Below are 12,969 nucleotides of genomic sequence, written 5' to 3'. Positions count from 1 at the left end.
CCGCCAAAGTTAAGCCCTTTTTTGTAGCTGTTATGTTAAATTATTGTTAGGCTAATGTTTATTAATGCTACCTTATTTTAATTTTAGCAGATACGTGTATATTTAAGTATGAAAAAGTTTTTATTGGTATGCATTTTTACGTTAACTGTGCACACAATGTTTGCCCAGGAGAGTAAGCGTATAATTAACGTAATGAACAAGCAAATGGCCGCCTGGAACCGCGGCGATCTGGAAGGCTTTATGCAAGGCTACTGGAAGTCGGACTCACTGATGTTTGTTAGTTTAAAACCTACCTACGGCTGGCAGGCTACGCTTGATAATTACAAGCGCAGCTACCCGGACAAAGCAGCAATGGGCATTTTATCTTTTGATATAAAAAAGGTGAATGTAATTAACGCTACCAACGCCTTTGTTTTCGGCGCATGGCATTTAAAGCGCGAAAAGGATAACCCGGGCGGTTATTTTACACTGTGGTTCAGAAAAATAAAAGGAGAGTGGAAAGTGGTGGTTGATCATACGTCGTGACGTGAAGCTGAGGGATAGTTAATAATCTGAAGATGACACCTCATACGCTATTCTTCAATACGGCTTTCCCTTTGCCAGTGCTTTATCAGCCAGCCTAACAGCAGCAGCCTCCCTATACCTGGCATAATTACCCTTTAAAGCCATTTTAAGCACGCTATCTAATCCGCCTTTTATGGCCAGGTTATACAAGCTGGCAGCTTTGCGGCTTAGGGATGCGTCCCAGGCACGCAGGCTTAGTGAATATCCAACCGTCCAGATACTTCATCCAATGCCAATAGCCTGTTGGCATAAACAGGGTATCGCCATGTTCTAAGAAAACTTCAATGCCTTTTACACCTTCTAAGGCCGGGAATTTCTTAGTATCGGGGTTGGCCACGTCGTAATCTTCAAGTGCGTACGTAGCGTTGGGTAGGCAGTATAGGCGTTCCTTCCATTTGTTTTCAAACAGGATGATATGCTTGTTGCCATGAAAATGGGTATGAAAAATATGCGGCAAGTCAATGTCGTAATGTAAAAATGTAACTGAGTTTGAGCCACCAAAAAACATAGCAGGCATGTTTTCTATAAAGCCACCCATCAAATCCTTGGGTAGTATCAGGTCGTTTAACAGCTCGGGGGCGTGTTTAAATATATTGAAGAAGAAAATGCGCAGCTCAGTAGGTTGCGCCATTATCAAATCCATATAGTCGTCAAAAGGCATTTCTGCGGCTGCCGAATTAATGGGCTTGGATGGATCGGCTTTAGCATTATTATAAAGCGGAACCACCTGTTGGCCCACAACCTGTTTTAGGTATTCCGGCGTCCATTTGCTTAGAGCCGGCCAATCGCGGGTTAAACCTTTTATCACCAGGGGACGACGCGGATCAAGATATTTCTTTTTAAAGTCGGCCGCGTTAATTGTATCAACGGTATCAATAGCGCTAAGAATGAAACCCATTTTGTAGTAAGGGGATTAAATGAATGTACGGTGGGCTTAATATACGCTTCACCTAAAATTTCAAAATTACGGTAGTGGTATTAGGTTAGTGATAAGGGAGTATTAAATTATATATAGGGTTATCTTTTAATAGTCATGCTAAACTTGTTTCAGCACCTCGCAAGCAAAGCCCGCGTTTATGTCCTGTGGGATACCGAAACAAGTTCGGCATGACTGAGCGGTCGCACAAAAAAGGCCCCCCGATAATTCGGAGAGCCTGATATTTAAGTTTATTAATTGTCTTTTTAGTCTGATGATAGGGCTGCTGCACCACTCACAATCTCTGTAAGCTCTGTAGTAATAGCTGCTTGGCGCGCCTGGTTGTACGAAAGCTTAAGTGCCTTTAACAACTCGCCTGCGTTCTCAGTTGCTTTATCCATCGCCGTCATACGGGCACCGTGTTCAGATGCTACCGAATCTAGCACACCGCGATATAATTGTATTTTGATGTTCTTAGGTATCAGCTGCTCAACTATCTCTTCTTTTGATGGCTCCAGTATGTAATCTACCTGCGCATTAATTTCACCTTTAACAGGTGCAACCTCTGTTTTTTCAGCTTTAGGTACCGGCAATAATTGCTCGGTAATTAAAAACTGCATGGCGGCGTTTCTAAAGTGATTGTAAACAATCTCAACACGATCATAGTCACCCTTCAGGAAACCATCCATAATGCTTTCGGTAATAGCAGAAACATTGGCAAAAGTCAGGTTGTTATAAACCTCGTTATTGTTGCCAATTACATTGTATTTACGGCGTTCGTAATACTCCTGAGATTTTTTACCTATTGCTACAATAGAAACATTGCCTGCTTTATACTGCTCGCTGTATTTTTCGGCTATCAGGTTATTGACAGTTTTAATAACGTTAGCGTTAAATGCACCTGCAAGGCCACGGTTTGATGTAATAGCTACAATCAAAACACGGGCTGGCTCGCGTTGCTGCAAAAACGGCGATGCGCCGTCTTCAAGGCTCGAAGACAAATTAGCCAGCAGTTCCTTAAGCTTGTTGGCATAAGGGCGCAGCTCAACTATAGCATTGGTAGCCCGTTTCAACTTAGCTGCCGAAACCATTTTCATGGCTTTGGTAATCTGCTGCGTTGATCTTACAGAACCTATCCTGTTTCTTACTTCTTTTAAATTAGCCATTTTTGGAGATTTGAGATTTGAGATTTGAGATCTGAGATTTTCATCTCGCTTTCAAATTCTTATCCCTGGTTATTTATATCTCTATTAAAATGTGAGTATTATCTCAATACTCACATCTAATATCTCACATCTAATTAATAATTTGCTGCAACTTCTTTAGCTACTTTCTCTAACACGCTGGTTAACGAGTCATCAAACTTACCGGCTTTAAGGCCTGCAAGCACTTCTGGATGACGCATTTCTAATTGAGTAGTGTACTCAAGTTCAAACTCGCGTATTTTATTTACAGGTACACTACGCATTAAGTTTTTAGTACCTAAATAGATAATAGCCACTTGTTTTTCAACAGTTACAGGAGAGAATTGACCTTGTTTCAACACCTCAACGTTACGGGCACCTTTGTCCAATACGTTTTTGGTTGAAGCATCTAAGTCTGAACCGAATTTAGAGAAAGCCTCTAACTCGCGGAACTGAGCCTGGTCAAGTTTTAAGGTACCTGCCACTTTCTTCATTGATTTGATCTGCGCGTTACCACCTACACGAGATACCGAGATACCTACGTTAATAGCCGGACGAACACCTGCGTTAAACAGGTTTGATTCAAGGAAGATCTGACCATCAGTAATTGAAATTACGTTGGTTGGGATGTATGCTGATACGTCACCCGCTTGAGTTTCGATAATAGGAAGTGCAGTTAACGAACCGCCACCTTTAACGATACCGCGGATAGACTCAGGCAAATCATTCATTTGGCTTGCGATAGAATCATTATTATTGATCTTAGCGGCACGCTCTAATAAACGGCTGTGCAGGTAAAATACGTCACCAGGATAAGCCTCACGGCCCGGTGGGCGACGTAGTAACAATGATACCTCACGGTAAGCAACTGCTTGTTTTGACAAGTCATCATAAACAATTAATCCCGGTCTTCCGGTATCACGGAAATACTCGCCGATTGCTGCACCTGCTAATGGAGCAAAGTATTGCATAGTAGCAGAGTCAGAAGCGTTTGCCGCAACAATAATTGAATAAGGCATAGCACCTTTTTCTTCTAAAGCACGAACGATGTTAGCTACTGTAGACGCTTTTTGTCCGCAGGCAACATATATACAGATCACAGGCTCGCCTGCATCATAAAATTCTTTTTGGTTGATGATGGTATCGATACAAACTGCGGTTTTACCTGTCTGGCGATCGCCAATAACCAACTCACGCTGGCCACGGCCAATAGGGATCATCGCGTCAATAGCTTTGATACCTGTTTGTAAAGGCTCGGTAACCGGCTGACGGTAGATAACGCCCGGTGCTTTACGCTCCAAAGGCATCTCGTAAGTCTGGCCCTGGATAGGTCCTTTACCATCAATAGGTGCGCCCAATGTGTCAACAACACGGCCAAGCATGCCTTCGCCTACGTTGATAGAAGCGATCTTGTTAGTACGTTTAACAGTGTCACCTTCTCTGATCTCGTCGCTCTTGCCTAATAATACAACACCAACGTTATCTTCTTCAAGGTTCAATACAATGCCTTGCAGGCCTGTTCCAAATTCAACCAGCTCACCTGACTGTACTTTGGTTAAACCATAAACGCGTGCAATACCATCTCCAACCTGAAGTACGGTACCAACTTCTTCTAATTCAGATTCTGACTTGAAGCCTGCTAATTGCTGACGCAAAATTGCTGATACTTCATCTGGTCTTACCTCTACCATTTTTTATTTTGATTTTAATGATTTTTACTTAACAATGCCTTGGGCAAAGTCTTTTTTTAACTTTTTTAAATTGCTTGCTATACTGGTATCAATCTGCCTGTCGCCAACAGTTAATACAAAACCGCCAATAAGCGCCGGATCAATCTTGGCATCCAATATGATCTCGCCACCAATGGCTTCTTTAACATCAGCCAGCAATTTAGCTTTGTTTGCTTCTGATAGCGGGGTAGCCGATGTAACAGTAGCTTTGGTAATATGCTTTTTGATGTTGTACAGATTAATAAACTCCTGGGCGGTGGTATAAAGCACCAGCCCGCGGCCTTTATTGATCATTATCTTAAAAAAAGCGATAGACAAGGCACTTACCCTTGAGGCAAACACCTCTGTAAGCACACCCAGCTTTTTTGCATGAGAGATAATAGGATTGCTTAATACCGCCTTTAACTGCGAATTAGCTTTCAATGTTTGCAGGAAAAACACCATGTCGCCATTAACAGTTTCCAAAGAATTTTGCTCTTCTGAAAGATCTATTAATGATTTTGCGTACCTGGATGCTACCGTTAGTTCTGACATATTTTTGTGAGATGTAAGAACCAAGAACCAAGAGCCAAGAACTATATCGTCTTGATTCTTGACTCTTGATTCTTATGTCTATAATTTTACTTCTTTCAATAACTGGCTTACCAGTTCGTCTTGTTTTTGCTGATCTTCAAATTGCTTTCTCAGCACTTTTTCAGCAATCTCAAGCGATAATGAGGCAACCTGATTTTTAACATCAGCCATTGCAATAGCTTTTTGGTTGTTAATCTCAATACGGGCAAGCTCTATCTGGCGTGCACCTTCTGTATGCGCAGCCTCTTTAGCGTCGCTTATGATCTGATCTTTTACCTTTTTAGCTTCTGATAAAATTGCGTCGCGCTCAACACGGGCTTGTTTTAATAAAGCTTCGTTCTCGTTGGTTAAACGAGACATTTCTTCTTTAGCAGCTTCCGCTTTTAATAAAGCACTTTCAATAAAGCGTTCTCTTTCGTCAATGGCGCCGATAATAGGCTTCCATGCAAATTTAGCAAGCAGGAAAAACAGTATTAAAAATGATACTGTGGTCCAAAATACTAAGCCAAGTTCTGGGGTAACTAATTCCATTGTTTATATTCAGAATTTAAAGTTTAATGTTTAATAACCGTACCGCCGCCAATCGCTGCGGTACGGTTAATTTTTACCTTACGGGAATTGATTATTTCAAGCCCATAAATGATACAACCACACCGAACAAAGCAACACCTTCAACAAGTGCAGCAGCGATGATCATTGCAGTTTGGATTTTTGCAGCTGCTTCTGGCTGACGAGCAATACCTTCTACTGCTTTGCCACCAATTTGACCAACACCGATACCGGCACCGATAACTGCTAAACCTGCACCAAGTGCAGCGATACTTCCAACCATTGTTTTAAATTTAAAAGTTAATATATATGTATAGTTATTTACAAATTAGTGGTGAGCATCTGGATGAGGCTCTTCAATAGCTGCACCTATAAACAGTGCAGTAAGCATGGTGAAAATGAAAGCTTGTAGCGCTGCAACCAGTAGCTCAAGCACGTCCATAAACACCACAAACGCAACCGATACCGGTGCAATATATAATGATTTAAAAACGAAAATAAGTGATATTAAGCTTAACACGATAATGTGGCCCGCAGTAATGTTAGCAAACAAACGTATCATTAAAGCGAAGGGTCTTGATATAATGCCTACAAGCTCAATAACCCACCATAATGGCCATAAAACTTTAGGTACACTATGCGGAACAAAAATGTGCGCCCAGTAATGTTTGTTAGAACCAAAGTTAACAACAATTAAAGTTATAACAGACAATACCAGCGTTACAGCAATGTTACCGGTTAAGTTAGAACCACCCGGAAAGAAAGGTATTAAACCCATTAGGTTATTTATCCATATAAAAAAGAAAATGGTTAATAACAACGGCATGTAGCGTTGATATTTATAACCAATATTAGGGCGGGCAATATCGTCGCGAACGAAAAGGATAAGGGGCTCCATAAATGATTGCAGGCCCTTGGGGGCTTGTCCACTACGTTTTTTATAGGCAGAAGACACTGCAAAAAATATGATAAGCAAAACTGCTATCGAAAGCCACATGCTTACCACATTGCGGGTGATAGAAAGATCAATAAGTGTGGTATGCAGTTTAATAACCGTAGCTGCCGGCAATAACTCACCTGCTACACCTACAATATTTACTTTGTCTTTAATTAAGCGATAGGTATAATATTTACCGGTATAGTCGGCATGGCCATGTTCAAAATGTGCTGAAGAAAAAACCTCCAAACCTTTATCTGTATATAAAATGACAGGTAATGGCATTGCAGTTTCTCCAATTATGTGGAACGAGTGTGAATCAGCAATGTGCTCTGAAATAACCTCGCCTGCATCAAATTTCTTTTCGCCGCCATGCTCTCCACCTTCGGTTCCAACTGCTTCGCCGACTTCGTGTGCAACACCTTCTGCAACGTGTTCGGTAGTTACGGTATCAGTACTGTGTTCGGCAGCATGTTCTTGAGAAAAAGAGGGAACAGAAAAGGCCATTAATGCTAAAAAAACGCAGAAAATGGATAGAAGGGTAATTTTTTTTGCTTTCAAAATAGAGCTTTTATACATCTAAATAAAGTTTTTTACTTTAATTTTTGGTTGCGCAAGTTACGCAACAAAAGGTAAACTTCAAAGCCCGTATTTAAGAAATATAAATAGAAAAAATCGGCCACAAAAGCAGGTTTATTTACCGAAGTTTTGAGCATCAAAAACAGCATAAAACAAAGGCAAGCCAGCATCTTAAAAACGGTTGCAGCTAAAAAAGCCTGGGCATAATACTCCGGCATTAAATTTTGTATCACCAAAACAAAAATCAGAACGGAAAGGGTTAAAAAACAAATAAATGCAAACATCAGCCAAAATTGGGCTGCCACCAATTTTGGCATGCCCATAAATTTCAGCCCTAATGGTATAGCTGCCAGCAACAGGGTAAATAGCAAAAAGGGAATGAGCTTAAATATTATTTTTTTCAATTTTTTACAGATCTGATAACAATGTACAATGAGATAAAAACACCAACAAGTGACAGCACGGCCGTTACCCATTTTGTTGAATGATTGGTAGAAGCATCTATTTTATAACCGATAAAAGTAAACACACCTATAATAGCTATCATCTGGAAACCCATGGCGCTATACCTGGCATAGGCATTTACTGCTTTGCCGGCCCCGGGTTTATCTTTTTGTTCATTTTCAACCATCCGCAAATTTATTAATCCTGTTGTATACTATTTACTAATTTAGCCATGCTTTTTAAACACCGGGTTGATATTTTGAGTTGTACACATAAATTTACTGTAATTAAGCGGATTATATTCCTGATGGTAACTCCGCTATTAATAATAGCAGGGTGCTCCCTTCAAAAAAAATCAACCGTAAACCGTGCGCTTCAAAACCTTACTGCGCATTATAACCTGCTTTTTAACGCCACCGAACTACTAAAAGAAAAGCAATTGGACTATGCCGCGGGCTTTGTTGATAACTATCAGCAAATGCTGGCTGTTTATCCGGATACGCTTGGGGCAACAGATGCAGTAGACAAGGATCTTGAAAACGCTATAGCTAAGGCCAACAAAATTGTAAGCGAAAAGGAGCAGAGCAAATACCTGGGTGACGCCTACCTGGTAATAGGCAAGGCAAATTACTTAGCCAACAATTATTTTAATGCAGTTGAGTTTTTTAATTACGTTATTCGCTCGTTCCCAAAGCGGGCCGATCTGAAACAGGAGGCGCTGACCTGGAAGGCAAGGGCCTTATTATACCAAAACAATACTGAGGAAGCCGCCGTAACCCTTGATAGCGCTTTTGCCAACATAAACGTTAAAAAAAGAAACCCTGCTAATATTTATGCCGCCCAGCTCCAATACTATATTAATGTGCAGGAGTATGAAGCTGCCGAAGAAATGGCGATGAAAGCCATTGCGGCCGTAAAGCAGAAGCAACTCAAATTACGCTGGACCTATATTCTGGGCCAACTGCAGGAGTTAAATAATAAAAATGCCAGCGCCATAGCCAGCTATACCCGCATAGTAAAAAGTAACGCCCCCTTTGATATGGCCTTTAACGCCAGCCTTAACCGCATACGTATTGAGGATATGCGGGACGGCGTTAAGCAGGATCGGGTGGCGCTGCTGTTAAAGTTGCTTAAAGACAATAACAATGCTGATTTTCATGATCAGATCTATTACCAGGTGGCCGATATTTACCGCGCCGCACACGATCTGCCCAATGCTATAAAATATTACAACCTATCCATTCAAAAAAGCACCAGGAACCGCACCCAAAAAGGCTTATCCTATTTAAGTATAGCCGATATTAAATTCAAAAACGACGCTGATTACGTTGCCGCTAAAAGTTATTACGATAGCGTGTTAACCAACCTCTCTGTATATTACCCAGGCTATAGGCAGATAAAATTAAAAAGCAACAACCTACAGCTGTTGGTTGACCAATTAAAGGTGATAGCTTTTGAAGATACCGTGCAAATGCTGGCCAAACTGGATGAAGACGCCCGCCTTGCAAAAATAGACCGGTTAGTAAACGCCGAGATACAACGCGGACAAGCTACCGTTAAAAATGGGGCACAGGCTAATGTAGGCGGTAGTAATGCCGGGGCAACAAGCCCAGGCACGATTATAGCCAGTACAGGCAGCAACTTTTATTTTTACAACAATGCAGCGGTAAGCAAGGGTTTTAACGATTTTAAAGTAAAATGGGGCAATCGTAAGCTGGAGGATAACTGGCGCACCAGTCAGCGCACTTCAACCATTACCACGTCTGTACTTCCGGCGGGTGTAGCCGGTGGCGATCCCGATGTAGTACCCGGCAATTCGCTCAAGAATGACCTGGTGGCGCCTGCTGCGGCCTACCGGCAAAGTTTAATGCAAAACCTGCCGCTTACGCCGGTTTTAATGGCGCAATCAAATCAGCGGGTTTATACGGCTTATTTAGATATGGCTAATTTTTACCGCGATATATTGGATGATAATAACGAGGCTATTGCTAATTATTTAGCATTACTAAATCGTTATCCGGCTAACGAAGGTAACGCAGGAGTATATTATAATCTGTACCGTTTATATTTTGATAGCAACAAACAGCTATCAGATACTTATAAAAACAAATTGATCAGCACTTTTCCTGAATCAATTTTCGCTAAGGTTATCCTGGATCCTGACTATGCCAATAAGTTAAACGATAAGGACGCACAGTTAAAAAACGCCTACAATAATTTGTTCGATCTTTATCAGCGTAAAAAATTTGATAAAGTAATTACCGGCGCAGATAGTGTGCAGGCTATTTACCCTGATAACGTGCTTTTGCCGCAATTGCGTTATTTACGGGCCATTGCGGCTGGCCATCAGCAAACATTAGTACCGTTTGAGGCATCGTTACAGGATATTGCCAAAGCCTATCCGCAGGATAAATTGATAACACCTTTAATACAGCAGCATTTTGAATATATAAATGCCAACCGTTTGCAACTGGCTGCCATGCCGGTGGTTTTAACCAATGCTGATGAGGACGAACTGATTTTTTCATCGCCCATTGCTAATAAAAAGGAAACACCGTATAACCGTAACCGCACCGCCCCTGTGGTAGTGCAAACGCGCAGAGAGCCTGTTTTAACGCAGAAGCCGGTAACACCGCCGGTTATAACACCGCAATCCATAACATCCCCACCGGCTATAGCGAAAGTAAATCCGGTTGTTATACCAAACTTGCCACCCGATGTGGCTAAAACGGACGCTGTGCCTGTTGCACCGGTTGTGGCGCAGGCCCCGGCCGTGAACCCGCCAAAACCTGATAGCGTAATTGCACAGCTGCCTGTTCCAATCAAAAAAGATACGGTTGTGGCTGCGGCACCTGTTAAACCCGTGTTTGTGTCTAACCTTTTTAATGAGCGCGACAGTACCAACTACTATTTTGTAATTAATGTAAGCACGGGCACGCAAGATCTCTCATCCTCTCGTTTCGGTATAGGGCAATTTAACCGCGTTACTTACAAACTAAATAGCGTTGTGCACCGTTTAAAATTTGCCGGCCCCAACAATCAGCTGATATTTGTGGGGCGTTTTACCAGCCTGCCGGGTGCTAAGGCTTACGCAAAGGCTATAACACCTTTACTGCCCGAGATTATGAAGGTGGCTAAAGATAAATACAGCTTTTTTATCATAACACAGGAAAATCTGAATAAATTAGCCGACAAAAATTTATTAGATAGTTACATTAACTATTATGAACAGACCTATTAAGAAAAACGATCAGCTTACACAACAGGATATACGAAGATACAATGGATACATTTGGAAATTTGTAGCTACCTGTTTTGTTATAGTGATATTATTAATTGGGTCTACAACTTTAGGTTTGTTTGGCCCGCTGCCGTCGCTCCAGGAACTGGAAAACCCTAAAAGCAGCCAGGCATCCTCAATTCTCGCTGCTGATAATACAGAAATTGGCAAATATTATAAGGGAGAGAACAGAACAATCGTTCCGTACAGTAAAATATCCCCCAATGTTTTTAATGCGCTTGTTGCTACCGAGGACAATCATTTTTACGACCATTCTGGTATTGATTTCTGGCGTTCGTTTACTATAATAGCCTATAATCTTATTGGTAACAGGCAGGGTGGCAGTACCATTACTCAGCAATTGGCACTTAACCAGTTTTCTGAAGAGGGACGGGCCCATGGTTTTTTTGCGCGTGGTTTTCAAAAACTAAGAGAACTGATTATTGCTGTACGTTTAGAAAAGCATTATACCAAGCAGGAAATTATTACCATGTATTTAAATACTGTACCGTTTGGTAGTCATAGCGATGGTATAAGCGCAGCCGCCAGCACATTTTTTAATACAACGGCAGATAAGTTAACGCCAGATCAGGCTGCCTTATTAGTAGCCGTAGTAAATGCGCCAAGTCGTTATTCGCCGGTTAGACATCCCGAGAGTGCTTTAAACAGACGTAATTTTGTTTTGGCACGCATGGCCGATGAAAAATATCTAAGCAAGACTGAAGCAACGGAGCTACAGCAAAAACCATTGGGTATTGACTATCATCCCGTAAATCACAATAACGGATTGGCACAATATTTCAGGGAGGAATTAAAAAAAACGGTAACAGAAATATTGAAGCAGGGCAATTTTGTTAAAAGTGATGGAACCCCTTACGATCTGTATCACGATGGGTTGAGAATTTATACCACCATTGATGCCACCATGCAGCAGTATGCCGAAGAGGCACAGCGCGAATGGATGCGGAAGCTACAGCACCAGTTTAATATGGAATGGAAAGGTGTTAAATTGTCTGCTAAAATCAATAACTATGATCTGCGGATTAAGCAGGGCATGCATGAGTCTGACCGGTACGATTCTTTGAAAACAGAGGGATTACCAGATGAGGACATTGTAAAGAATTTTAATACCCCCATTGTATTAAACTTGTTTACCTGGAAAGGGAATATAGATACATTAATGAAACCGATTGACTCGGTTGCATACGCCCAAATGCTGCTGCGTAATTCATTAATGAGTATGGACCCTACGACAGGCTATGTTAAGGCTTGGGTAGGAGGTATAAATTTTGAGCATTATAAAAGTGATCAGGTAAAAGTAGGCGCCCGGCAGGTGGGTTCAACTGCTAAGCCTTTTACTTATGCTACTGCAATAAAAAATGGGTACTCGCCGTGTTACAAGATTGATAATGCGCCTATTACTATAACAGGTTATGGTTCGGCAGATTGGACGCCCCGCAATGCCGGAAAAGCTGTGCCTGGCAGGATAACGCTAAAAACGGCGCTTGCCTTTTCGCAAAACTGGGTAACCGCACGCCTTATGAACGAAATAACGCCTCCGCCGGTAGTAGAAATGATAAAAAACCTTGGTATAAAAGAGCCTGTTGAGGAAGTACCAAGTATTTGCCTTGGCACATTTGATGCTACGGTGATGGAAATGACTGCGGCCTATTCTACTTTTATTAATCATGGGGTTTGGACAGAGCCTACCTACCTTTTGCGTATTGAGGACAAGAACGGCAACCCGATATATACAAACACGCCCAAAGTTAAACAGGTAATGGATGAAGAAGTGGCCTACAAAATGGTAGATATGCTGCGCGGGGTTGTTGATATAAGGGGCGGCACAGGTAACCGTGTGCGCTGGATGTTTGATTTGACCGGCCCCATAGGCGGTAAAACAGGTACAACCAACGATAATTCTGACGGTTGGTTTATTGGCGTAACTCCTAAACTGGTTACAGGCATTTGGACAGGCTGCGAGAAGCGCGATTTCCACTTCCGCTCGCTTAATAACGGCGAAGGAGCCAATTCGGCCCTGCCTATATTTGGTTTATATATGCAAAAAGTGTATGCTAACCAGACTTTAGGTATACAAAAGGGTATTGAATTTGAATTACCCAAAAACCCGCTGAATAGTCCGTTAGATTGTGATGCTTATGATCAGCAAACGCAGGGTGCCGGTGAAGTTGAAAAGAAGTTGGGATTTTAGG

Annotated in this window: 11 protein-coding genes and 1 pseudogene; 3 read left to right on the top strand and 9 right to left on the bottom strand. The window is 41.8% G+C overall.

The features are described from left to right. Positions 1 to 108: 108 nt before the first annotated feature. Positions 109 to 525, top strand: coding sequence for a YybH family protein (locus tag ACVW2L_RS12075; RefSeq protein ID WP_457128224.1), 417 nt, complete (start codon positions 109 to 111; stop codon positions 523 to 525). A 54-nt stretch (positions 526 to 579) separates the two neighbouring features. Here ACVW2L_RS12075 and ACVW2L_RS12070 read toward each other — a convergent pair. The 9 genes and pseudogenes from ACVW2L_RS12070 to ACVW2L_RS12030 all read right to left on the bottom strand — a co-directional run bounded on the left by ACVW2L_RS12070 (position 580) and on the right by ACVW2L_RS12030 (position 7,663). After that, positions 580 to 1,462: pseudogene (locus ACVW2L_RS12070) on the bottom strand (cupin-like domain-containing protein). Between the two features lie 284 nt (positions 1,463 to 1,746). After that, a complete protein-coding gene (gene atpG / locus ACVW2L_RS12065; protein ID WP_457128223.1) occupies positions 1,747 to 2,646 on the bottom strand; it encodes an ATP synthase F1 subunit gamma in 900 nt (299 codons plus the stop codon). A 134-nt stretch (positions 2,647 to 2,780) separates the two neighbouring features. Continuing rightward, positions 2,781 to 4,355, bottom strand: a complete 1,575-nt coding sequence (atpA, locus tag ACVW2L_RS12060; RefSeq protein WP_457128222.1) for a F0F1 ATP synthase subunit alpha — start codon at positions 4,353 to 4,355, stop codon at positions 2,781 to 2,783. 24 nt (positions 4,356 to 4,379) lie between these two features. Next, a complete protein-coding gene (atpH, locus tag ACVW2L_RS12055) occupies positions 4,380 to 4,928 on the bottom strand; it encodes an ATP synthase F1 subunit delta (RefSeq protein ID WP_457128221.1) in 549 nt (182 codons plus the stop codon). 78 nt (positions 4,929 to 5,006) lie between these two features. Further along, positions 5,007 to 5,498 carry a F0F1 ATP synthase subunit B gene (atpF, locus tag ACVW2L_RS12050; RefSeq protein ID WP_457128220.1) on the bottom strand — a complete coding sequence of 164 codons (492 nt, stop codon included), beginning with the start codon at positions 5,496 to 5,498 and terminating at the stop codon, positions 5,007 to 5,009. 91 nt (positions 5,499 to 5,589) lie between these two features. After that, positions 5,590 to 5,799, bottom strand: a complete 210-nt coding sequence (atpE, locus tag ACVW2L_RS12045) for an ATP synthase F0 subunit C (RefSeq protein ID WP_457128219.1) — start codon at positions 5,797 to 5,799, stop codon at positions 5,590 to 5,592. A 45-nt stretch (positions 5,800 to 5,844) separates the two neighbouring features. Beyond that, positions 5,845 to 6,960, bottom strand: a complete 1,116-nt coding sequence (gene atpB / locus ACVW2L_RS12040; RefSeq protein ID WP_457128218.1) for a F0F1 ATP synthase subunit A — start codon at positions 6,958 to 6,960, stop codon at positions 5,845 to 5,847. An 86-nt stretch (positions 6,961 to 7,046) separates the two neighbouring features. Continuing rightward, positions 7,047 to 7,436, bottom strand: coding sequence for a hypothetical protein (locus ACVW2L_RS12035; protein ID WP_457128217.1), 390 nt, complete (start codon positions 7,434 to 7,436; stop codon positions 7,047 to 7,049). Beyond that, on the bottom strand, positions 7,433 to 7,663 hold the full coding sequence (locus tag ACVW2L_RS12030; RefSeq protein WP_457128216.1) for an AtpZ/AtpI family protein: 231 nt from the start codon (positions 7,661 to 7,663) through the stop codon (positions 7,433 to 7,435). Before ACVW2L_RS12030 ends, ACVW2L_RS12035 begins: the two co-directional genes overlap by 4 nt. Before the next feature lie 45 nt (positions 7,664 to 7,708). Here ACVW2L_RS12030 and porW point away from each other — a divergent pair, with 45 nt between their 5' ends. Together porW and ACVW2L_RS12020 are read left to right on the top strand one after the other, a co-directional pair. Beyond that, the gene (gene porW, locus ACVW2L_RS12025; protein WP_457128215.1) at positions 7,709 to 10,717 is read left to right on the top strand and encodes a type IX secretion system periplasmic lipoprotein PorW/SprE; all 3,009 of its coding nucleotides are present in this window, start codon (positions 7,709 to 7,711) and stop codon (positions 10,715 to 10,717) included. Then, the gene (locus ACVW2L_RS12020; protein ID WP_457128214.1) at positions 10,701 to 12,968 is read left to right on the top strand and encodes a penicillin-binding protein 1A; all 2,268 of its coding nucleotides are present in this window, start codon (positions 10,701 to 10,703) and stop codon (positions 12,966 to 12,968) included. The genes porW and ACVW2L_RS12020 overlap by 17 nt, the downstream gene beginning before the upstream one ends. The last annotated feature ends 1 nt before the right edge of the window (position 12,969 follow it).

Source organism: Mucilaginibacter sp. HD30, assembly GCF_054061755.1.
The sequence above is the reverse complement of the archived record's forward strand: the minus strand, read 5'-3'. Positions and strand labels throughout refer to the sequence as shown.

Excerpts from the sequence above, each read along its gene's own strand:
- atpE (WP_457128219.1), bottom strand. The coding sequence starts at position 5,799 with ATGGTTGGAAGTATCGCTGCACTTGGTGCAGGTTTAGCAGTTATCGGT.
- ACVW2L_RS12075 (WP_457128224.1), top strand. The coding sequence starts at position 109 with ATGAAAAAGTTTTTATTGGTATGCATTTTTACGTTAACTGTGCACACA.
- atpG (WP_457128223.1), bottom strand. The coding sequence starts at position 2,646 with ATGGCTAATTTAAAAGAAGTAAGAAACAGGATAGGTTCTGTAAGATCA.
- atpB (WP_457128218.1), bottom strand. The coding sequence starts at position 6,960 with ATGGCCTTTTCTGTTCCCTCTTTTTCTCAAGAACATGCTGCCGAACAC.
- atpH (WP_457128221.1), bottom strand. The coding sequence starts at position 4,928 with ATGTCAGAACTAACGGTAGCATCCAGGTACGCAAAATCATTAATAGAT.
- ACVW2L_RS12020 (WP_457128214.1), top strand. The coding sequence starts at position 10,701 with ATGAACAGACCTATTAAGAAAAACGATCAGCTTACACAACAGGATATA.
- ACVW2L_RS12030 (WP_457128216.1), bottom strand. The coding sequence starts at position 7,663 with ATGGTTGAAAATGAACAAAAAGATAAACCCGGGGCCGGCAAAGCAGTA.
- porW (WP_457128215.1), top strand. The coding sequence starts at position 7,709 with ATGCTTTTTAAACACCGGGTTGATATTTTGAGTTGTACACATAAATTT.
- atpF (WP_457128220.1), bottom strand. The coding sequence starts at position 5,498 with ATGGAATTAGTTACCCCAGAACTTGGCTTAGTATTTTGGACCACAGTA.
- atpA (WP_457128222.1), bottom strand. The coding sequence starts at position 4,355 with ATGGTAGAGGTAAGACCAGATGAAGTATCAGCAATTTTGCGTCAGCAA.